Source organism: Brevibacterium casei CIP 102111, assembly GCF_900169275.1.
Taxonomy (GTDB): Bacteria; Actinomycetota; Actinomycetes; order Actinomycetales; family Brevibacteriaceae; genus Brevibacterium; species Brevibacterium casei.
This window is the reverse complement of sequence record NZ_FXZC01000001.1, coordinates 423684-445510: the sequence shown is the minus strand read 5'-3', so window position 1 is coordinate 445510 and position 21827 is coordinate 423684. Positions and strand designations below refer to the sequence as shown.

Sequence of the window (21827 nt, the reverse complement as noted above, 5' to 3'; positions counted from 1 at the left end):
TAACCTCGGTGTCATGGATCCCCGAGTCGGTCTCCCCCTGCGGTCGGTCGCCGCCCATGCCCACTCCCCGCCGGATCTGCCGGCCTGGTTGTCAGCCATTCCCGCGGTGCGCGATCTGCTTGGCGGCTTCGAGTTCGAGGCGACGACGATCCTCGTCGGCGAGAACGGTTCGGGGAAGTCGACGATCATCGAGGCGATCGCGACGGCACTCGACCTCCCGCACGGCGGCGGCACCGCATGGGAGGTGCGGGAGCACGCCGAAGAGGCTCCAGAGCTCACCGAGCACCTGCAGATCGTCAAGGGCGCGACGACCAATCGCACCGGGTTCTTCCTCCGGGCTGAGACGATGCACGAGAGCATGGCCCACCTCATGGAAATCGGCGCGACGCGCGGATACGCGATGGCGCGTCGGTCTCACGGAGAGATGTTCGTCGACCTGCTCACAGGCAGATTCACTGAATTCGGCCTGTGGATCCTCGACGAGCCCGAGAGCGCACTCTCCTTCACAGCGTCGCTCACCCTCCTGCAGCTCATCCGCGAGCGCGAACGCGCCGGGTTGCAAACGGTCATGGCGACGCACTCCCCCGTGCTCGCGAGCGCCGAGGGGGCCCGCGTCGTCGAGCTCGGCGAGTGGGGAATCCGGGACTCGACGTGGGACGACCTCGACGTGGTCGACCATTGGCGGCGATTCCTCGACGACCCGCGGCGCTACACCCGATACTTCGACGAGGAGTGAGGTGTCACGGAACCGGGTGAGGCTGAGCCTGGCGACGGTTCCGCGCCGCCATGCGCCTAGAGCGAGAGGCTCGGGTGGAGCTGCGTGAGCGTCACCATGCGCTTGCGGCTGCACACGAGCACGGTCGCGAGCAGACAGATCACCGTCATGAGCAGCAGCACTCCAGCCGCCTGCACGGCGATGAACAGGTCGCCGCCGGCGATGAGCGTGCGCAGACCGGTCACCGCGTACGTCATCGGCAGGAACGGCGAGATGATCTGGAAGATCTCCGGCGCGGTCTGCACCGGATAGGTGCCTCCTGCCGAGGCGATCTGGATCATCAGCAGGACAAGCGCGATGAGCCTGCCGACGCCTCCGAGTGCGGCCACGCACAGCTGATGGACCGAGTGGAAGCATGCGGCGACGAGGATGGAGAAGACCAGGGTCCCCAGCCACGCGCCGGCGGAGAAGTCGAGGGCGAACCAGAGCACACCGTAGAGCACCGCGACCTGGGCGATGCCGAAGAGCAGTCCCGGCACGTATCCCGCCCACGCGATCCGGTTCGACTTCGCCGTCGAGGCGAGCGCACGGTAAGGGATGGCGTTGAGCACCATATAGGTGATCATGCCGCCGATCCACAGTGCCAGCGAGATGAAGAAGGCGGCAAGTCCTTCCCCGTAGGTGCTCACGGCGTTGTTCTTCACCTTCTCCGCGTCGACGGGGACGGCGACGACGTCGGAGCGCTTCTCCCGATCGTCCTTGTCATACGTCGGGATCTGCTTGACGCCCTCGGCGAGTTTGTCGGAGAGCTCACCCGAGCCCTCGTCGAGCTTGCCCGCGCCCTCATCGAGGTCAGTGGCCCCCTTGGCCAGCTGCGATGAGCCGTCCTTGAGCTGGCCGACGCCGTCCTTCGCCTTCGCCGTGCCGTCCTTGAGGGCGACGGCACCGTCATGGAGGTCGCCTGCGCCCTTCGCGAGGTCGTTCGCGCCCTTGTCGAGCTTGACCAGTCCTGAGTGGAGGTCGTTCGCCCCGTCGGCGACCTGCTGGGCGCCGTCGTCGAGCTGACCGATCTTCTTGTCGGCCTCGCGGATCTTGTCCATGACATCGTCGACGGCGTTCTTGACCGGCTTCTCGAGTCCCCGCGCTTCGTCGGCGGCCTTCGAGGCCCGCTCATGCGCCGAGTCGAGGTCGTCACCGAGGGCACCGACCTCCTCGGCGAGCTTCTCGACGTTCGGGTCGTCCGGGTAGTCCCTCTGCAGCTGTTCGATCCGATCGTCGACGCTGCCGCTGACCTTCGAGTGCGCGGAGTCGAGGTCCTCTTCGGCCTGGTCGAGCTTCGGCCGTGCGCTCTCGGTGAGGTCATCGGCCTTCTTCTTCAGGCTCTCGGCCTTGTCGGTCGCGCCATCGGCGACGTCGCGCAGCTGCCCGGTGCCCTCGGCGACCTGACCGGCTCCCTTCGCGAGCTTCTTCGCACCGGATTCGGCATCGCCGGTGCCCTTCGCGAGCGTGTCCGCGCCGGTCGCGAGGTCACCGCTGCCCTTGGCGAGCTTCCCTGCCCCGTCGTCGAGGTCGCCGATGCCCTTCTGCAGATCCCCGACGCCCTTGTCGAGGTCGTGGGCGCCCTTTGCGAGCTTGCCCGATCCGTCATGGAGTTCGACGGCACCGTCGTGGAGGTCGGAGGCGCCGTCGGCTGCCTTCTGAATCGACGAGTGGATGTCATTGAAGCCGACGTAGACCTGGGAGACGTACTCCGAGGTCGTCGTCTCGTTGAGACCCGCCTTGATCTCGGCGAGCACGGTGCCGGAGAGCTGACCGACGATGAAGCTGTGCGCATCGTCGGTGCGCAGCTCGAGCCCCGCCTGCTCCGGATCGTCGCCGCCGGTGGAGACGAGGCGCTTGGAGAAGTTCGAGGGGATCTCGAGGATCGCGAAGTACTTGCCCTCGGCGAGGCCGTCCTTGGCCTCCTGCGCGGACGTCTCCTGCCAGTCGAAGCCGCCCTCGCCTTTCGGGGTGATCTTGTCGACGAGTTCGTCGCCGGCATTGAGCCGCTCGCCATCGGAGTTCGGCTTCTCGGCGCCGGTGTCCTCGTTGACCACGGCCGCCTGCAGGCGGTCGAGGTGGTTGGTGGGGTCCCAGTTCGAGGCGAGGTAGAGGCCGCCGTAGATCGCGGGGATGACGGCGACGACGATCATCGCCAGGCGCGTGATCGTGTGTCGTTTGAACCGTGTGAGCTCGAGCCATGGAAGAGAGAACATCGAAGAATCACCTTCAAGAGAATCCGTGTGCCGTCGGTGCTTCGCGGATCCGAGTCCGCGACGGCGGAGGTGCTAAGGGGTCAGGTTGAGTTCGGTCACCGAGGTGGGGTGCACCTCGGTCGAGAGCTGGTCGAAGGCGAGGTCGATCTCCGCGGAGTCCTCGCAGGTGACGATGAGCGTGAGCGGCTTCTCGGGGTCGCGTTTGCGGCGCAGCTCCTGGTAGATGAGGAGAGCCGCCCACGCCCGGGCACGATCCTCGCGCTCGCGCAGGAAGTCGATGTTGTCAACGACGATCACCGGGGCCTGCGCCAGGGAGGCGAGTCCGAACTCGAGGAGGAACTTCTGGAGCTCGCTGAGCTCGGAGACGAACGTGTCGCCGTCGTCGTCGACGAGGAAGTCCGCGCTCTTGGCGTCGCTGGAGGTGAACGTGTCGGCGGGGAGGCGGCCGATCACCTCGGTGGCGGAGTCGAAGGTCTCCTTGATGAGGTCGATGACCTCTCGCAGGGACTTCTTCGACACCCACGGCTTGTACCAGGGCTGGAGCATGATGAGGCGCTCGGCGATGTGCTGGGCGACGGTGAAGTCGTTCTCGAGATCGGTCAGGCCGGCGACGTGGCCGATCGAGACCTTCCCGCGCACGGCTCTCGCCTGCTTGCGGATGTCGAGGTCGAAGACGAAGCCCTCGCCCTCGTCGACGCGCATCCGTCCGGCGATCGAAAGGAGCAGCGAGGTCTTGCCCGAGCCGGCCGCACCGCGGATGATCGCGAGCGACCCGGGTGGGACGACGAGGTCGATGTCGGAGAAGACGGGTCCGCGCTTGCCCGACATCCCCCAGTCGTGCAGGCGCACGGCCGCAGTGCCGGTGTCCGTCTCCTCGGCGAGCGTGTGCGAATCGCTCTGCATGTCTGTGCTCCCTCACCTCTCCGCGGGCGCTGGTCCGACTCCCCTGCCGCACCGCCGGTCCATGGTGCGGCTCTGCCGTCGTGGTCGGTCTCTTCTGCGGTCGGCCGCTGCTGTTGCGGCCTGGCTCCGTTGTGGCTGGTCACTTGCTCGCGGCCACCCGGACGGGCGGCCGACTGTCGCGAACGCTCGGATCCGCGTCCCGCCGTTCCGGCCTCCGCCCCCAGTGCTCCGCGGATGCCGTTCCGGTCATCTGCACATTACGGCAAACATGGGGCCTTGACGCGGCTGCGGCTCGAAATCGTCAAGTTACTCATAGGTAACTATACGACGCGAGTCTGAGAATCGACCCGGAATCGACGCAGATGTCTCCAATCCCACATTGCCGCCTCGACACTCGCACCGCCGCCTCCGCACAGACGCCGCACGCAGCCAGTGAGGCGGCCTCTCCGTCGGCGCGGAAACGCATCCCACACCCGCAGCGCTTCGTCGCACCGGTGCCAGCGGAGGACGTGACGCTGCGGGGGTGGCGTGCGAAGCGGCAAGGATGATTCGGCGCTACCGGTGCGTCGTGACGCGAAGGGTGCGGCGTGCCGCGAACGGCGCACGATGACGCGAGGGGCGTGGCGCGGCTCGAACGGCTTGCCGTGGTCCAAAGGTCGTGACGCGAGGGGTCCGATGGCAGGCCGCCGGTGCTTCGTGAGACGAGCCGCCACCGCACCCGGGGCAGACGACAGACGACCGGCCTCCGCGGAAGTCTCCGCGGAGGCCGGTCGTCGCCGCGCAGTCAGCGACGGATCGCGACTGCGTCAGCCGGTGGCTCAGACGTCGAAGCGACGACCCTCCGGCTTCGAGGGCATAAGCATGAGGGCGAGCACGATGAGGCCGCCGACGCCGGGGATGAAGCTGAGGAACCAGAACGGTCCGGCGAGGTTCGCATCGTGGAGTCGGCGCCAGCTGATGGCCAGCGTCGGCACGATGAGGGCGAGCATGACGATGATCATGAGGATGCCGCCGATGAGTGCGAGCGTCGCGCCACCGGCCGAGGGCTCCGCGGTCGGCGTGCCGTAGGGCGAGTACGACGACGATGCCGCCGTGGCCGTCACCATCGAGATGCCGATGACGTAGAGGACGGTCGGCACGAGCATGAGGAGCGCCGTGAAGAGGTAGGCGAACCAGTACTCGCTGCGGGACGCGCGTCCGGAGAAGACGGAGAACTTCTTGAAGAAGCGGCGCACGGCCTGGCCGAAGGTCGCACCGTAGAGGGGACGGGAGAGGTCATCGGGGCTCTTGGCGCCGTCGAGGTCCGAGCTCAGAGGGCTTCCGGAACCGTATGCGCTGTTCGCGTCGTAAGTCATGATGGCTTCCTGGTTGAGGGGTGGGCCGCACGGTTCGGGATCGATCCGCGCGGTCTCTGCGAACACCATTCTTGCACCTGACACTCAGGATGAGCACAAGGAAGTGTTCCGAATCTGCCACAGCAGACCACCGCCGTCGTCGGCCGCAGACGGATTCGGCCCCCGAGAGTCTCCTCTCGAGAGCCGAAGTCCCAGGTCAGACCGTGAACGCGGGAGCGCGCCCCGTCCGCCGACGCAGGTTCAGGCATCGCCTCCGGTGAGAGCGTAAGCCTCGTCGACCGGTGATTCCTCGAGGTGTCCGTCGATGCGCCTCAGCGCCTTCCATCCGAAGGCGATGACGAGGATCGCCAGCACCACGGAGGCGGCACCGAAGAGGTAAGGCGCTCCGGCCCCGATGCTCTCCGAGACCGTGCCTGCCACGATCGGCGCCATCGCTCCGCCGATGAATCGCACGCCCGAATACGCACCTGATGCGACCGGTCGCGGCAGCTCGCTGACCTCCATCGCCGATTCCGTGAACACGGTGTTGAGGAGGCCGAGCACGAGGCCGGCGGCGACGACGCAGATGATGAGCCCGACGAACGAGGTCACGAGGAAGCACATGGCGACCAGTAGCGCCGCCATGACGACGAGCACCATGATGAGAGTCGCGCGCCGCTTGAAGTGCCGGGTGAGCACCGGTGCGCCGAACACCGAGGTGATCGCGAGGCAGATTCCCCAGCCGAAGAAGACGTAGCCGAGTCCCATCGCTCCGAAGTTCTCGACGCCCATCCGCTCAGCCGCCGCCTCGACCGGGAAGGGGCTGTAGGCGAGGAGGATGAAGAACGCGAAGTTGTAGAGCAGAGACGAGATCGCGATGACGAGGATCCCGGGATGGGCAAGGGCGCGGAACGTGGCGCTGAGATGAACCGGTGCCGCATCGTCCTTGATCGCCGACCCCTCCGACTTCGGGTTCGGCAGGAGCACGATGATCGCGATGAGTCCGATGGCCATGAGCGCCGTGGTGCCGAAGAACGGGCCGCGCCATGAGATGCCGCCGAGCAGGCCGCCGATGAGCGGACCGGTCGCGATCCCCAGTCCGAGAGCCGCCTCGTAGAGGATGATCGCCTTGTCCGCGCCGCCGGCGGCTGCGCCGACGACAGCCGCCAGAGCCGTCGACAGGAACAGGGCGTTGCCGAGTCCCCATCCGGCCCGGAAGCCGATGATCTGGTCGACGCTGCCGGAGAGGCCGGCGAGTGCCGAGAACGCGATGATGAGCACGAGCCCGATGATGAGAGTGGTCTTCGTCCCGATGCGGGAGGAGGCGAAGCTCGTGAAGAACATGACCCCGCCGGTGATGAGCAGGTAGCTCGTGAACAGCAGCATCGACTGCGCCGGCGTCGCGTTGAGCTCACGGGAGATCGCGGGGAGGATCGGGTCGACGAGCCCGATGCCCATGAAGGCGATGACGCAGGCGAAGATCACCGCCCACACCGCCTTCGGCTGCCGCAGTATCGACGCCGTCTCGCTGTCCTGCTTGGTTTCGTTCGTCGCGCTCATCGTTTCGCCCGTTCGTCCTTTCGTTCGGTGTTCGCTGTCTGGTCGATGGAGGATCGGGGAGCCGTCCGCCCGTCCGCCTGCACGTGCGTGCGGCGTCATTCGTGGGACTCCCCCGCCGAGGCGGCTCTGGAGTCCGGGTCCCCCGCCGAGGCGGTTCCCGGGTCCGGATTCCCCGCCGAGGCGCTACCCGGGTCCGGTCCGACAGGGTCGTCGGCCTCACCCCCGCCGTCGGCCTCGGCGGAGTCGTCGGTGCCCACGGGGTGCTCGTTGCGGAGGTAGTCGCCGACGAGTTCGAGGGCCCGATAGACGCTCATGCGCTCCTCGGCGGTGAGCGACTCGAAGTAGGGGACCATCTGATCGGTCATGATCTGACGGTTCGTCGCCAGGCGTGTCCGTCCCGCCTCGGTGAGCGAGAACTGAGACGCCCGCCTGTCCGTGTCACTCGCCTCACGCACGACGAGCCCTTCGCTCTCCAACCGTCCGAGGAGCTTCGTCGCGGCCGGCTGCGAGGACAGGTAGCCCTGCGCGAAGTGACCGACCCGCACGGGCTGATACTGCTCGACGACGGCGAGGGCTCGCAGGGTGACGAGCTCGCTCTCGTTGCCGATGAGCCGTCGGAACGCCCTGGTCAGCCGCGAGGAGACGACGACCAGTCCGCGGACGATCTTCTCCGGATCCACATCTTCCATAACTCGTTTATATACCTTGGTTATGTAACTATGCAACCGCGTACCACGCACGGTCCCGGCTCGCCCCCTCTCCCCGCACCCACCTCACCGCGCCTGCCACCTCACCCCGCACCCACCTCGGCGGGGGCGTCGGCCACATGACGGACATCACAGACGTCGCGAGCCCCGGCGTGCTAGCCTGATCGCAACATGTTCCGGGGACGGTGAAATTCCGTGCCGGCGGTGACAGTCCGCGACCCGAGCGCAGCAGTGCGATCGGCCGACTCGGTGGAATTCCGAGACCGACAGTAAAAGTCTGGATGGGAGGAACAGGACGACCGCGGTCGTCGTGTCCGTGCGTGAGAGCGCTCGAGACCGACACCCGTGATCGGCGACCACGCTCCTCCCTCCCGGCCAAGGCTCGGGAGGTTTTCTTATGGGCGCACCGCCCACCGATGACGCGGCGATGGCCGCTGCGCTCACGGCCGCACGCGACGGCCGCCGTGGAGCCAATCCCCTCGTGGGAGCGACCATCCGCGCAGCCGACGGACGAACGGTGACCGGTCGCCACCTCGGCGCGGGGACCGCTCACGCCGAGGTCGACGCGATCGCCGCCGCCCGGGGCGCGGGCCTCGATCTCACGACGTCGACGCTCTTCGTCACCCTCGAACCCTGCTCGCACACGGGCCGGACCGGACCGTGCACGGAGGCGATCCGCGACGCCGGGATCCCCGAGGTCGTCTTCGCCCTCCCCGACACGACGGAGGTCGGTGGCGGCGGGCAGATCCTCGCCGAGGCGGGGGTCCGGGTCCGCTCGGGACTGCGAGCCGAGGAATCGGCTGAGCTCAACGCCCGCTGGCACCGCGCCACCGCCGAGCGCCGTCCCTTCGTCACGGCGAAGATCGCGCAGAGCCTCGACGGGAAGGTCGCGGCCGCGGACCGGACGAGTCAGTGGATCACCTCGGCGGCCTCGCGCATCCATGCCCACAGTCTGCGCGGCGAGGTCGACGCGATCCTCATTGGCACCGGCACGGTCAGCGATGACGATCCGCGCCTGAGCGCGCGCGGTGAGGACGGGGAGCTCCTCGACTCCCAACCCGTGCCCGTCGTCCTCGGCTTCAGCGACCTGCCCGCAGGCTCGACGCTGGCAGCCAATCCCGCGACCGTGCACCTGCGCACCCACGACGTCGCCGCTGCCCTGCGCGAGCTCCACGACCGCGGTGTCCGCCACCTCCTCGTCGAGGGCGGGCCGCGTGTGCTCGGAGCCTTCTTCGCCGCCGACGCCGTCGACGAGGTGCTCTGCTATCAGGCTCCCGTCCTCCTCGGTCCCGGCCTGCCGAGCATCGCCGGCCTCGACATCGCGACCCTCGCCGAGGCGGTCGGCCTCGTCCCCGACGACACCGACATCCCCGCGGTCGCCCGGCTCGGCCCCGACGTCCTCCTCCACTTCACGACGGGAGGCCGATGAGCCTCCTCGCCCCCATCACCATCGACCCACCTCACGCACAGGAGGCATCAGTGTTCACCGGAATCATCGAAGGACTCGGCACCGTCGTTGACGTGGCGCGCCACGAGGACTCGGCCGTCCTCACGATCGACGCCGGCGACGTCGTCGCCGACCTCGGCCCCGGCGGATCGCTCGCCGTCGACGGCGTCTGCCTCACCTCGATCGTCGAGGACGAGAACGGCACGGCCGCCGAGACCGGCCGCTTCGTCGCCGAGGTCATGGGTGAGACCCTGCGGCTGACCGGCCTCGGCGCCCTGACCCCCGGTGACCCCGTCAACCTCGAACGGTGCACCGTCGCCGGCGGTCGCCTCGACGGCCATGTCGTCCAAGGCCACGTCGACGGCCTCGGTGAGGTCATCGCGCGCACCGACCACGCGGAGTGGACGACCCTGCGGATCGGGATCCCCGCCCGGCTCGCCCCGTTCACCGCGGTCAAGGGCTCGATCGCCCTCAACGGCGTCTCCCTCACCCTCACCGCCGTCTCGGAGCCCAGCCTCGCCGAGGCGTGGGTCGAGGTCGGCCTCATCCCCGCGACGCTCACACACACGACCTTCGGCGGCATCCGCACTGGCGACCCCGTCAACGTCGAGGTCGACGTCATCGCCAAGTACACCGCCCGGCTGCTTTCGTTCGCCCCGGCGACAGCACCCACCACCGACCGAGGAGTCGATCATGACTGAGACCTCACCGACCACCGCTGCGGCTCAGGCCGCAGGGCCATCGCCGCGCACCGGGAGCGTGCGAAACACCGGGGGCGCTCCGGGCGCAGGCGGCGCTCCGGGCGCCGGACTCCTCGACACGATCCCCGAGGCGGTCGCCGCGATCGCAGCGGGCCGTCCGATCGTCGTCGTCGACGATGAGGACAGGGAGAACGAAGGCGACCTCATCATCGCCGCCGAGTTCGCCGACTCAGCGACGATGGGCTTCATCGTCCGCCACAGCTCGGGCGTCGTCTGCGCACCGATGACCGCTGCCCGCGCCGAGGCGCTGCGCCTGCCGCCCATGGTCACCGACAACGAGGATCCCAAGGGCACGGCCTACACGATCAGCTGCGACGCCGTCGGCGTGACCACCGGCATCAGCGCCGAGGAGCGGGCGCTCACCGGGCGAGTGCTCGCCGCCGCCGACCCGGACCCGGAGACGATCTCCCGCCCCGGTCACGTGTTCCCTCTCATCGCGAAGGACGGCGGTGTGCGCGAACGTCCCGGCCACACCGAGGCCGGAGTCGAGTTCGCGCGTCTCGCCGGCGCCCGCCCGGTGTCGATGATCGCCGAGGTCGTCCACGACGACGGGGCGATGATGCGCTTCGACGCCCTGCGGAAGTTCGCGACCGAGAACGGGCTCGTCATGGTCTCGATCGAACAGCTCATCGACCACCTCGGCGAGGTCGAGGCGAAGGAGAGCGATGGCGCGGCGGACGATCTTCCGCTCGCGGACGCCGCCCTCACCGGGGCCCCGGCCATGCTGCGGCCCGCGGAGATGCTCGCCGCAGACGCGTCCGACGAGGTGCCGCTGCCGACGAGGTACGGCAGCTTCACGGCCCGCGCGTTCACCGTCGACGGTCAGGACCACCTCGGCGTGTACACGGAGCTGGGCGACGATCAGGCTCCCCTTGTGCGGGTCCATTCGGAGTGCATGACCGGGGACGTCTTCGGTTCGCACCGCTGCGACTGCGGGGAGCAGCTCGATCTGGCGATGCGCACGATCGCTGAAGAGGGCGGCGCCGTCGTCTATCTCACCGGACACGAGGGGCGCGGGATCGGGCTGAGCAACAAGATCCGCGCGTACGCGCTCCAGGACTCCGGCCTCGACACCGTCGATGCGAACCTGCGCCTGGGCCTCAGCGACGACGCCCGCGACTACCGGGCGGCGGCAGCGATCCTCACCGCGATGGGCCTGACACGGATCCGCCTGCTCACGAACAATCCGACGAAGACCCAGGCGCTCGAGGCGCTCGGGATCACCGTCGAGGAGGTTGTGCCGCTCGAGATCCCAGCACGGCCAGAGAACGCGAAGTACCTCGCGACGAAGCAGACGCGGATGCACCACACCCTGCATCTGGCCGGCTGAACGCGACCGCCCGGGCTGCCCCGCACCGCGCGGGGCAGGCGGGCGGACGCGACCGGCAGGCGGACGCTTCCGGCTGAACCTCCCGACCATCACACGCACACCCACACTCACACTCACACTCACAGAGGAGACTCACCCATGGCGCACTCCGGCGCACCCGACATCACCGTGACCGCAGGTGACTTCACCGTCGCGATCATCGCCGCCTCCTGGCACACCGAGGTCATGGACGGCCTCATCGCAGGTGCCGAGCGCGCTGCTGCCGACGCCGGCGCGCAGACGACGCTCATCCGCGTGCCCGGCAGCTTCGAACTCGCGGTCGCCGCGGCCCGGGTCGCGAAGCACTTCGATGCCGTCGTCGCGCTCGGCGTCGTCATCCGCGGGGGCACACCCCACTTCGACTATGTGTGCTCGGCCGCCACCGACGGCCTCAACCGCGTCGCCCTCGACTCCGGCAAGCCTGTCGGGTTCGGCGTGCTCACCTGCGACAACGATGAGCAGGCCCGCGACCGCGCAGGACTCCCGGGCTCACGCGAAGACAAGGGCCACGAGGCGATGACCGCGGCCCTGGCGACCGCCTCGGCGCTGAAGGACTATCCGGTGAGCTGAGGGCCCGCGCGGCGAGGGGCCGTCCGCGCCGCGGCGAGGCGGCGAGGGGCGGCGAGGCGGCGAGGGGAACAGACAGAGTCGAGGACGCTCAGTGTCGATTCGTGCCGCAGAAATCGACACTCAGCGTCCTCGACTCGCGGGCTCGCGGGCGCTCCGCACCTGGAGCGCCACCCGCACACAGGTGACTCTCCTCCGCGACGGCAACGCCCCCACGAACGTGCTGCCCGACCGAGTTATGGACGCCCGGTGTCGATTTGTGCCGCAGAAATCGACACTCAGCGTCCTCGACTCGCGGGCTCGCGGGCGCTCCGCACCCAGGCCACGCTCGCCCCTGCTCAGAACAGCTGGCGGACGTTGGTCCTCGCGAGGTCGATGAGCTCGTCGCCCTTGCCCGAGAGCACGGTGCGGATCGCGTAGAGCGCGAAGCCCTTGGCCTGCTCGACGGTGATCGACGGCGGCATCGAGAGCTCCTGGCGCTCGGTGGTGACGTCGAGGACCGCGGGCCCGTCGTGGTTGAGGAACTCGGTGACGACCGCTGGCAGGTCCTTCGACTTCTCGACGCGGTAGCCCTTGATGCCGACCGCCTCGGCGATCGTCGCGAAGTTCGGGTTCTCGAGGTCGGTGCCGAAGGTGACGAACCCGGCGGCCTTCATCTCGAGTTCGACGAAGTTGAGCGAGGAGTTGTTGTAGACGACGACCTTGACGGGCAGGTCGTTCTGGGTGAGTGTGATGAGTTCGCCGAGCAGCATCGCGAGCCCACCGTCGCCGGCGAGCGCGATGACCTGACGGCCCGGATAGGCGGCCTGCGCTCCGACGCTCTGGGACAGGGCGTTGGCCATCGACCCGTGGCTGAAGGAGCCGATGAGGCGGCGCCTGCCGTTCATCGTCAGGTACCGCGCCGCCCATACGACTGGTGAGCCGACATCGGGGATGAAGACCGCGTCGTCGGTGGCCGCCTCATCGATGAGCTTCGTCAGGTACTGCGGGTGGATGGTCCGCTTCGACGGGGTCGCGAGCTCATCGAGCTCCTTGCGGGTCTTCGCGTAGTGCTTCGTCGCGGTCTTGAGGAACGAGCTGCTGCGTCCGGTCCGGATGAGCGGGAGCAGGGCGTTGACCGTATCGGCGACGGTGCCGGTCAGCGCGATGTCGACCTTCGTCCGCTTGCCGATCTGGGATCCGCGCACATCGACCTGGATGACGGTCGCCTCGTCGGGATAGAACTGCTGATAGGGCAGGTCGGTGCCGAGCATGAGGAGGGTGTCGCACGATTTCAGCGCATGGTAGCCCGAGGAGAACCCGAGCAGGCCGGTCATGCCGACGTCGAAGGGGTTGTCGTACTCGACGAACTCCTTGCCCCGCATCGAATGGACGATCGGAGCCTGAAGGGCGTCGGCGATAGCGATGAGTTCGGGATGGGCGCCCTCGGTGCCGGCACCGGCGAGGATCGTCACCTTCCTGCTGCTGTTCAGCGCTGCCGCGGCGTCCTCGATGAGGGTCTCAGCCGGGATGACGCGGGAGGGATAGAAGGAGATCTCCTCCGCCTCGGCGTCGATGTCGGCGAGACCGACGTCGCCGGGGATGACGAGCACGGCCACGCCGCGCTTCTCGATCGCCTCGCGCATCGCGATGCGCAGGAGGCGGGGCATCTGCGAGGGGTGGGCGACGTGCTCGGCGTAGACGCTGCACTCCCGGAAGATCTCCGTCGGGTGGGTCTCCTGGAAGTAGTTCGACCCGATCTCCTCGCTGGGGATGTGCGCGGCGATCGCGAGCACTGGCACCCGGGAGCGCTGGGCGTCGTAGAGGCCGTTGATGAGGTGGAGGTTGCCGGGTCCGCAGCTGCCGGCGCACACGGCGAGCTCGCCGGTCAGCGCCGCTTCACCGCTGGCAGCGAATGCCGCGCCCTCTTCGTGGCGGACGTGGACCCATTCGAGTTCGGGGTTGACCCGCAGGGCGTCGGTGAATCCGTTGAGCGAGTCCCCGGGGATCCCATAGACTCGCTTGACCCCGCTCGCGACGAGCGTGTCGACGATGTTCCTGGCGACGGTGGGCATGGTGCTCCTTCGGTTGGGACACGGCCACCGGAGCCCTGGTCTGCGCCCCGGTGTGAGGCATGGACTGCTGGTGCCAGTCTAGACCTCGCTCTGCGGCAGGGAGAGTTCCGTCGGTCACACCGCGCCAGCGGCAAGGTTTATTGCCACCGCTGTGCTGGGTTCGAGGTGTGAGAGAGGGGCCGCCGCGGCGAGGTGGGAATGCGTGCCCGCCGAGGTGGGGCTGACTCCCCCGTTCCGCCGAGGCCGTCAGGGGCGTTATCCCGCCGAGGCTGTCAGGCGCTCATCGTGTGCGCCTCGCGCTCGGCGATCGACTGCTTCTCGTCCCGGTTGATGATCGCGAGGAACACGACCGCGATGAGGCAGAGCGCGATGAGGAGCGCGAAGGTGAGGTTCCATCCGAAGTGATGGACGACGAGTCCCACCCCGCTCGAGGCCATCGTCGCCCCGAGGACGTACCCGAAGAGTCCGGTGAACCCGGCCGCCGTTCCGGCGACGTGCCGCGGGGAGAGGTCGAGGGCCTGGAGTCCGATGAGCATGACCGGGCCGTAGATGAGGCCGCCGATGACCGTCACCGTCGCCAATGGGATCCACAGGGGTGCATCGGCAGGGGCCAGCCAGTACACTGCGGTCGCGGCGGCGACTGCGAGCATGAACACGATGCCCGTGATCGAGCGGTTGCCGCGGAAGACCCTGTCGGAGAGCCACCCGCAGAGGATCGTGCCGACGATGCCCGCGAGTTCGAACAGCGAGAAGCCGGCGATGCCTCCGGTGAGGCTGGCATTGCGAACTTCGGAGAGATAGACCGGCGTCCAGGTGAGGATGCCGTAGCGCAGCGCGTAGACACAGACGTTGGCCAGGGCGAGGAGGACCATCGTCCGGTTGCGCAGCACGTACTTCTCGATCGTCTGCCACGTGCTCAGGGATTCGCGCTCCTCGGCGTCGGCCTCGACCTTCGCCGGGTCGTCCCGGTACTCCTCGATCGGCGGCAGGCCCTGCGATTCCGGGGTGTCGCGGATCATGAGGAAGGCGAAGAGCGCGACGACGAGGGCGACGAGCGCCGGCAGCCAGAACACAGAACGCCAGTCGTCGCCGGTGAGCTGGAGCCCGAGAGCGGCGAGGACGCCGACGAAGAATCCGCCGACGTTGTGGGCGACATTCCAGATCGAGGTCTTGATGCCGCGCTCGCTCGTGGAGAACCAGTGCACGAGGACGCGCCCGCTGGGAGGCCACCCCATGCCCTGCACCCAGCCGTTGACGAACATGACGATCGCGAACACCGCGATCGATGACGACAGCCAGGGCACCCAGGCGATGAGGAGGTTCGCCACCGCCGAGAGAGCGAGGCCGATCGGGAGGAAGAGGCGGGCATTGGAGCGGTCGGAGACGATCGCGGAGAAGAACTTCGAGAACCCGTAGGCGATGAGCGCGGCATTGGCGATGATCCCCAGCCCGACGGAGTTCATCCGGCCCTCGTCGATGAGCAGGCTGCCCACCAGCGGCACGTTGTTGCGGATGAGGTAGAAGCCCGCATAGCCGACGAAGATCCCCATGAACACCTGCGCCCGGAGGCGAGGATAGCGGCGGGCGACCTCGTTCTCAGAAAGCCGCGGTGCCGGGCTCGGCGCCGCCAGCCACCCCAGACCAGATCCCAGTCGCGCGCCCACGGATTCCCCTTCTATTCATGAACAAGACACCTCATGTTCACAGGAAGTTCAGAGGAATTCAAACGCGGCTCGACGGGCCCTCGCCGAGGCGGTGCTCAGACCTGCCCGCGCGCGAAGTAGTCGGCGACCTCGGGGTCGAGAGGCGGAACGGGCAGCGCCGATCCGCCCTTTCGCAGGGAAGCGGTCGCCTGACAGCCGACGGCGACGGCTTCCCGGGCCGCCACGGGTGAGGTCTCCGTGGGTCCGCCCTCGCGGGCGAAGCGGAGGAACTCGGCGATGAGGAGCGGGTCCGCGCCCCCGTGCCCGCCGTCGCCGCCGGAGACGACGACCGTCTCGTCCGGGGGTGCCGAGCCGTAGTGCCGACGGTCCCAGATGCCGATTTCGTCGCCGTCACCGTCGCCGAAGTTCTCGATCCGGCCGCGGGTGCCGATGACCGTGTAGTTGCGCCAGTAGTCGGGAGTGAAGTGACACTGTTCGTAGCTCGCCAGCGCCCCGCTGCGCAGGGTCATGTTCACCTGCGAGATGTCCTCGACGTCGATGGTCTCGTTGAGCCCTGTCTGCTCCTGCGGGGGCCAGGTGCCGAGGTCGAACCAGTCCCCCATCCGCTTGTCGGAGTTGTCGGCGCGATCGCCGACGTCCCCGTAGACCGTGAGCGCGCCCATCGCCGCCGTGACACGGGTGTACGAACCGGCCAGCCAGTGGATGACGTCGATGTCGTGGGCGCCCTTCTGCAGGAGCAGTCCCGTCGACTTCCGCCTGTCCGCGTGCCAGTCCTTGAAGTAGTAGTCGCCGCCGTGGCCGACGAAATGGCGGCACCACACCGCTTTGACCTCGCCGATCCGTCCGGAGTCGATGATGTCCTTCATCGTCCGCATCGCCGGCATGTGCCGCATGTTGTGGCCGACGTAGAGGCGCGCGCGGTTCCTCGCGGCGGCGGTGAGGATCGCGTCGGCGTCCTCGATCGTCGTCGCCAGCGGCTTCTCGCAGAAGGTCGGGATCCCCGCCTCGAGGCAGGCGATCGCGACCGGAGCGTGCGCGTGATCGGGGGTGAGGACGAGGACGGCGTCGAGTCCGGCGGAGAGGACGTCGCCGAGGTCGTCGGTGATCGCAGCCGTGGGGATCCGGTCTGCGGCGTCTCTGCGACCGCGTTCGCTGATGTCACAGATGATCGTCACCTCGTGTCCGTCCGCGGGCGAGTGCGCGTAGCGCCACAGTCCCGCTCGCAGCCCGAATCCGACGATGCCGATCTTCATGGTGGAGCTCATTCTGGGGTGTCCTTCTTCGTGGTCGGGGAGAGCGCTGCGGGCACCTCGGAGGCGAAGTGGCACATCGCCGTGTGAGAGGCGGGGCGGTCGCCGTCCGCGGCGTGCGGGCGGTCACTGTCCGCAGCGGCGGCGCTGTCTGCGGCGTGCGGGCGCGCACTGTCCGCCGCGTCTGTGGGGGCAGCGGCTGGTTCCCCTGCGGGTCGGGCATCGCCCCCGTGCAAAGAAGCGATGGTCACCGGCTCCGGGACGGATGTCGCACAGATCTCGGCGGCCATCCAGCACCGGGTGCGGAACCGGCAGCCGGTCGGCGGGTCGATCGGCGAGGGCGGATCGCCGCTGAGGACGATGTGCTCGCGCTCGATGCCGGTGGGCGTCCGCAGCTCCGGGGCCGCTGAGAGCAGCGCCCCGGTGTAGGGGTGCGCGGTGCGCGTGTAGACCTCTTCTGTGGGACCGCTTTCGGCGATCCGGCCGAGGTACATGGTGATGACCCGATCGGACATGTGCTCGACGATCTGCAGGTCGTGGGCGATGAAGAGGTAGCTCATCCCGAACTCCTCCTGGAGATCGGCGAGAAGGTTGACGATCTGGGCCCGCACGGAGACATCGAGCGCGGACACCGCTTCGTCGCAGACGAGCAGGCGGGGTTCGAGTGCGATCCCCCGAGCGATGCCGATGCGCTGCTGCTGCCCGCCCGAGAACTGGTGCGGCAGCCGGTCGGCGTGGTCGGGGTTGAGGCCGACGAGTTCGAGCAGCTCCCCGACCTTGGCCCGTCGCTTCCCCGGCGGCAGCAGGTCGCGGTGGATCTCGAAGGGTTCGCCGACGATCTTCGCGACGCTCTTGCGCGGGTCGAGCGAGCTCGAGGGGTCCTGGAAGATGAGCTGGATGTTGCGACGCATCTCCTTCCACGCCGACTTGGACAGCCCTGTGACGTCCTCACCCGAGAAGAGCACCTGACCCTCGCTCGGCGACTCGAGACCGGAGACGATGCGGGCGAGCGTCGACTTGCCGCAGCCGGATTCGCCGATGACGCCGAGGGTCTCCGCGTCTCCGATGGTCAGGCTGACATCGTCGAGGGCGCTGACGATCCGGTGCCGCCCGATCGGCAGAGGGCGTTTGAGCTTGTACGTCCGGGAGACGTGGCGCAGCTCGATCAGCGGCGTGGACCCGGCCGGCTCGGCCACCGAGCCGCCCAGCACCTCCCGAGTGCGCGCCGACGGGCCCAGCGCAGGGGAGGTCAGTGAAGTCGTCGTCACAGGGAAGCCACCCTCTCGCTCAGCCAGCATGCGCTGGTTCTGTCAGGTCCGGTCGGCAGGCGCTGGGGAAGCTGTGCGCACTTCTCCGTCGCGAACTCGCATCGCGGGGCGAAGGCGCACCCGCCGGGCAGGTTGAGCAGGTCCGGCGGCGCACCCGGGATCGCAGGGATCCTCTCCCCCTTGACCACCTCGGCGCCCATCGACCGGGCGAGACCCCTGGTGTACGGATGCGCCGGGGAGGCGAGCACCTCGGCGGTGGGACCCGATTCGACGACCCGCCCACCGTACATGACGATGAGATCGTCGGTGACCTCGCGCACGACGTTGATGTCGTGGGTGATGAGGACGAGGCTCATGCTCCGCGCCTCCTGCTGCTCGCGGAGCAGGTCGAGGATCTGCGCCTGGACGGTGACGTCGAGCGCCGTCGTCGGCTCGTCGGCGATGAGGACGTCGGGGTCGAGGGCGAGCGCCATGGCGATGACGATGCGCTGGCGCATCCCGCCGGAGAACTGGTGGGGGAAGTCCCTTGCCCTGGCCTCGGGGTCGGGGATGCGCACACGGCGCATCATCTCAACCGCCGCGGCCTTCGCCGCCGACCGGCCCATGCCGCGGTGGACGCGGTAGAGCTCCGCGATCTGCCGACCGACCGGATGGACCGGGTTGAGCGCGGAGAGCGCATCCTGGAAGACCATGCTCAGCGACGAGCCGATGATCCGGCGTCGGCGCCGCTCCGGCATCCCGATGAGCTCCTCCTCGCCGAGGCGGACGGACCCGGAGCGGATCCGCGCGGGTGGAGTGGGCAACAGTCCCATGACCGCCGAGGCGGTCACCGACTTCCCCGACCCTGACTCGCCGAGGATGCCGAGCGCTCTGCCCGAGGGGACGCGGAAATCGACGGAGTCGACCGCACGCACGGTGCCGCGGGGAGTCGCGAACTCGACGACGAGGTCGGTGACGGTGAGGTCGGGAGACGGTGTGCCGGTCATCGGTTCGCTCCGTTCGGGTCGAGCTCGTCGCGCAGAGCCTCGCCGAAGAGGACGAAGGCGAGCACGGTCACGGACAGGAACACGGCGGGGAAGATGAGGAGATGGGGCACCGTGGAGACGTACTCGCGGGCGACGGAGAGCTGAAGGCCCCACGACACCGACGGCGGGGTGAGTCCGATGCCGATGAACGTCAGCCCCGCCTCGGCGCCGATGGCCCCGCCGATCCCCAGCGTCTGGAGGACGAGGAGCGGGGTGAGCGAGTTGGGGACGATGTGGGAGAAGATCAGCCGCGAGTCGCTGCTGCCGAGGACCCGGGTGGCCTGGACGAACTCACGGTCCCTGATCGCAAGGACCGAGGAGCGCATGAACCGCACTCCGCCGGGCCACGCGAAGAGAGCGAGGGCGAAGGCGACGGTGAGGATGGATCGTTCGGGGAAGAGCTGGAGGATGACGATCGCGGCGAGGATGAAGGGCAGGCCGAAGGCGATGTCGCAGACGCGGGAGATGATCGCGTCGACCCAGCCGCCATAGAATCCGGCGATCGCGCCGAGGATCGCTGAGATGACGAACGAGGCGATCGAGACGAGGAGGCCGACGACGATCGAGGCCCGCGCGCCGTAGATGACGTTGGTGTAGTAGTCGCACCCCTGCGGGTCGTAGCCGAACCAGTGATCGCTGCTCGGCGGCAGGTTGCTGTTGAGGATGTCGCAGCCCTCGAGCGGTCCGGGTCCGAAGCCGGTGAAGAGCTGCGGGACGGCGGCCATGACGATCATGACGAGCACGAGGCTCGCGGAGAGGATGAGGCGCGGGCGTCGGAGCAGGGAACGGAGGCGGTGGCGCTTGGGCGGGGTCTGGGTCGAGACCGGGGCGGACTCGGTCAGCTGCTGGGTCATACTCTCACCCTCGGATCGATGATGCCGTACATGAGGTCGACGAGGAGGTTGAAGACGAGGTAGGCGATGACGAGGAATGTCGCGATGCCGACGACGACCGTGCCCTCCTTGTTGTTGATGGCGTCGACCATGAGCTGGCCGATGCCGGGGATGTTGAAGATCGCTTCGATGATCACCGTGCCCCCGAGCATTCCGGCGAGGCTGAGACCGAGATACGTCGAGACGGGGATCATCGTGTTGCGCAGGGCGTGGCCCCAGATCTGGCGCTGCGGGCTCAGCCCCTTCGCCATGGCCGTGCGCATGTAGCCGGCGCGCAGGACCTCGACGAGGCTGGTGCGGGTGAGCCGGGCGAGGCCCGCGGAGGCTTCGACGGCCATGACGAGGGCCGGGAGGATGAACGCCATCGGCCAGCCGGCTCCGATGCCCGCTGGGTCGACCCAGTTGAGCTTGACCCCGAAGAGGGTCTGCGCGCCGAGGGCGACGACGAAGCCGGGAACGCCGATGAAGAAGACCGTGAAGAAGAGCGCGAAGTGGTCAGCGGGACGGTTGTATTTGAGCCCCGAGTAGATCCCGATGAGCAGTCCGATCACGAGCTTGAGCGCCCACGCTGTGAGGCCGAGCTGCAGAGTCACCGGCAGGCGCTCGGCGATGAGACCGGCGACGGGACGACCGAAGAGATCGATGCCGAGGTCGCCGCGCAGCAGACCGAGCATGTACTGCCCGTACTGGACGAGGAACGGGTCGTTGAGGTGGTAGGCCTCGCGGATCTGCTGGACCGTCGCCGCGGGCAGTGGGCGCGACCCGGTGACGGCGGCGATCGGGTCGCCGGGCATCGCGAAGGTGAGAGCGTAGATGATGAAGGTCGCGCCGATGACCACGGGGATCATCTGGAGCACGCGACGGATCGTGTAGGCGACCATCATGCCCCCAGACGCGCGTCACCGCTCACGTGGGCGAGCGGATCCTCGAGGACCTTTGCCACCATCGAACTCGCCGCGTAGTGCGTAAGACTCATGAGGTGGCCATTGGAGACGACGACCCGCTCGGAGGCGGCCTCCCCGAGGACGGACTCCCGACCGACTCCGGTGCGGATCTCCTCGAAGTGGTCGGCCACCTCGGCGGGGGAACCGGCGATGACGAGCCGACCGGGGTCGTCGAGGTCGAAGAGCGCGGCCGCCGTGCAGCTGATGGCGCGGTTGCGTTCGCTCAGCAGCGCCGAGGCGGTGGCATCCCCGGTGTCCGCGAGCCTGACGAGGAGGTCGAGGTAGGAGATGTCGGTCAGTCCTGCCGTGTGTGCCTGCCGGACGAGGGCATCGTCGCTGGCGGCGGCCGCGAAGCAGCCGGTGCGACCGCACTCGCAGACCACGGTGGATCCGGGCACCGTGAGGTGGGAGATGATTCCGGCCCGTCGGCTCGCGCCGTGGCGGATGGCTCCCTGCCGCACGCTGATGCAGCCGACGTCCGAGGCGACGACGAGGAGGAGGAAGTCGTCGGTGACCCGACCGACACCGTAGAGCAGCTCCCACTGGGCGGCGGCGCGGACATTGTGATCGAAGACGATCGGCCCGCTGAGCGCGGCACGGAACGGTGAGATCGCATCGAGATCGCGCCACCCGGCGCTCGGGTGGTCGAGGACGACGCCTTCTCCCACGTCGACCTGCCCGCCGGTCGCGATCCCGGTGCCGAGCAGTTCACCCGGTTCCCTGTCGGCGGTGAGTCGCTCGGCCGCCGTGACGACCTTCGCGATCGCTTCAGGACCGGGAAGGTCTCCGTGCGGCACGAGTTCGGAGACCTTCTCCGTGCCGTCGAGACCCATGATCGTCAGACCCGTGACCTGCGGGCCGAGATGGATGCCGAGCACCGCACGGCGGTCCGGATCGACTGCCAAGGGCACCCGCGGACGCCCCATGCTGCCGGACTTCGACACCAGTCCTCGGAGGAATCCGTGGTCGATGAGTTCACCGGTGAGATTCGTGACCGTTGGAGCGGAGAGTCCGACGCTCTTCGCCACTTCCGATCGGGAGAGCCCGGGATTGTGGAGGAGGTGGCGCAGGATGAGTCCTGTGTTGCGCTGTTTGAGGCCGATGAGCGGCT

At 68.4% G+C, this 21827-nt stretch carries 18 protein-coding genes and 1 riboswitch; of the genes, 5 read left to right on the top strand and 13 right to left on the bottom strand.

Annotated elements, in window-relative coordinates:
- The first annotated feature begins 13 nt into the window (after positions 1-13).
- Positions 14-736: an AAA family ATPase gene (locus BC102111_RS01950; protein ID WP_232252514.1), complete on the top strand. Its 723-nt coding sequence runs from the start codon at positions 14-16 to the stop codon at positions 734-736.
- Between the two features lie 56 nt (positions 737-792).
- On the opposite strand, the gene BC102111_RS01945 is transcribed toward BC102111_RS01950, so the two are convergent.
- From BC102111_RS01945 to BC102111_RS01925, 5 genes are all read right to left on the bottom strand, one after another.
- Positions 793-2970: a YhgE/Pip domain-containing protein gene (locus BC102111_RS01945; protein WP_095375467.1), complete on the bottom strand. Its 2178-nt coding sequence runs from the start codon at positions 2968-2970 to the stop codon at positions 793-795.
- A gap of 72 nt (positions 2971-3042) precedes the next feature.
- The gene (locus BC102111_RS01940; protein WP_095375466.1) at positions 3043-3873 is read right to left on the bottom strand and encodes an ATP-binding cassette domain-containing protein; all 831 of its coding nucleotides are present in this window, start codon (positions 3871-3873) and stop codon (positions 3043-3045) included.
- 818 nt (positions 3874-4691) lie between these two features.
- The gene (locus BC102111_RS01935) at positions 4692-5228 is read right to left on the bottom strand and encodes a DUF805 domain-containing protein (protein ID WP_081591021.1); all 537 of its coding nucleotides are present in this window, start codon (positions 5226-5228) and stop codon (positions 4692-4694) included.
- A 240-nt stretch (positions 5229-5468) separates the two neighbouring features.
- The gene (locus BC102111_RS01930; RefSeq protein ID WP_095375465.1) at positions 5469-6767 is read right to left on the bottom strand and encodes an MFS transporter; all 1299 of its coding nucleotides are present in this window, start codon (positions 6765-6767) and stop codon (positions 5469-5471) included.
- Between the two features lie 95 nt (positions 6768-6862).
- Positions 6863-7456 (bottom strand): MarR family winged helix-turn-helix transcriptional regulator, encoded by a 594-nt coding sequence (locus BC102111_RS01925; protein ID WP_009378895.1) that lies wholly within the window; start codon positions 7454-7456, stop codon positions 6863-6865.
- Positions 7457-7642: 186 nt separating this feature from the next.
- Positions 7643-7771: riboswitch (FMN riboswitch) on the top strand.
- Positions 7772-7871: 100 nt separating this feature from the next.
- Between BC102111_RS01925 and ribD the strand changes: the two genes are divergently transcribed.
- The 4 genes from ribD to ribH all read left to right on the top strand — a co-directional run bounded on the left by ribD (position 7872) and on the right by ribH (position 11621).
- Positions 7872-8903, top strand: a complete 1032-nt coding sequence (gene ribD, locus BC102111_RS01920) for a bifunctional diaminohydroxyphosphoribosylaminopyrimidine deaminase/5-amino-6-(5-phosphoribosylamino)uracil reductase RibD (RefSeq protein ID WP_227007139.1) — start codon at positions 7872-7874, stop codon at positions 8901-8903.
- Positions 8900-9622, top strand: a complete 723-nt coding sequence (locus tag BC102111_RS01915; RefSeq protein ID WP_164672054.1) for a riboflavin synthase — start codon at positions 8900-8902, stop codon at positions 9620-9622. Before ribD ends, BC102111_RS01915 begins: the two co-directional genes overlap by 4 nt.
- Positions 9615-11012, top strand: coding sequence for a GTP cyclohydrolase II (gene ribA, locus BC102111_RS01910; protein ID WP_095375463.1), 1398 nt, complete (start codon positions 9615-9617; stop codon positions 11010-11012). Before BC102111_RS01915 ends, ribA begins: the two co-directional genes overlap by 8 nt.
- A 138-nt stretch (positions 11013-11150) precedes the next feature.
- Entirely contained in the window at positions 11151-11621 is a 471-nt protein-coding gene (gene ribH / locus BC102111_RS01905; protein WP_095375462.1) for a 6,7-dimethyl-8-ribityllumazine synthase, read from the top strand.
- A 335-nt stretch (positions 11622-11956) separates the two neighbouring features.
- Here ribH and poxB read toward each other — a convergent pair whose 3' ends face one another.
- The 8 genes from poxB to BC102111_RS01865 form a co-directional block, all read right to left on the bottom strand.
- Complete coding sequence (gene poxB, locus BC102111_RS01900) at positions 11957-13672, bottom strand: ubiquinone-dependent pyruvate dehydrogenase (protein ID WP_095375461.1); 1716 nt, start codon at positions 13670-13672, stop codon at positions 11957-11959.
- A gap of 272 nt (positions 13673-13944) precedes the next feature.
- Complete coding sequence (locus BC102111_RS01895; RefSeq protein ID WP_040341892.1) at positions 13945-15336, bottom strand: MFS transporter; 1392 nt, start codon at positions 15334-15336, stop codon at positions 13945-13947.
- A gap of 95 nt (positions 15337-15431) precedes the next feature.
- Positions 15432-16601, bottom strand: coding sequence for a Gfo/Idh/MocA family protein (locus BC102111_RS01890; RefSeq protein WP_232252515.1), 1170 nt, complete (start codon positions 16599-16601; stop codon positions 15432-15434).
- The gene (locus BC102111_RS01885; protein WP_223289895.1) at positions 16598-17854 is read right to left on the bottom strand and encodes an ABC transporter ATP-binding protein; all 1257 of its coding nucleotides are present in this window, start codon (positions 17852-17854) and stop codon (positions 16598-16600) included. The genes BC102111_RS01890 and BC102111_RS01885 overlap by 4 nt, the downstream gene beginning before the upstream one ends.
- The gene (locus tag BC102111_RS01880; protein WP_009378876.1) at positions 17851-18840 is read right to left on the bottom strand and encodes an ABC transporter ATP-binding protein; all 990 of its coding nucleotides are present in this window, start codon (positions 18838-18840) and stop codon (positions 17851-17853) included. Before BC102111_RS01880 ends, BC102111_RS01885 begins: the two co-directional genes overlap by 4 nt.
- The gene (locus BC102111_RS01875; RefSeq protein ID WP_095375459.1) at positions 18837-19733 is read right to left on the bottom strand and encodes an ABC transporter permease; all 897 of its coding nucleotides are present in this window, start codon (positions 19731-19733) and stop codon (positions 18837-18839) included. The genes BC102111_RS01880 and BC102111_RS01875 overlap by 4 nt, the downstream gene beginning before the upstream one ends.
- Entirely contained in the window at positions 19730-20656 is a 927-nt protein-coding gene (locus tag BC102111_RS01870) for an ABC transporter permease (protein WP_197907822.1), read from the bottom strand. The genes BC102111_RS01875 and BC102111_RS01870 overlap by 4 nt, the downstream gene beginning before the upstream one ends.
- Positions 20653-21786, bottom strand: a complete 1134-nt coding sequence (locus BC102111_RS01865; RefSeq protein WP_257957698.1) for an ROK family transcriptional regulator — start codon at positions 21784-21786, stop codon at positions 20653-20655. Before BC102111_RS01865 ends, BC102111_RS01870 begins: the two co-directional genes overlap by 4 nt.
- Positions 21787-21827: the final 41 nt, after the last annotated feature.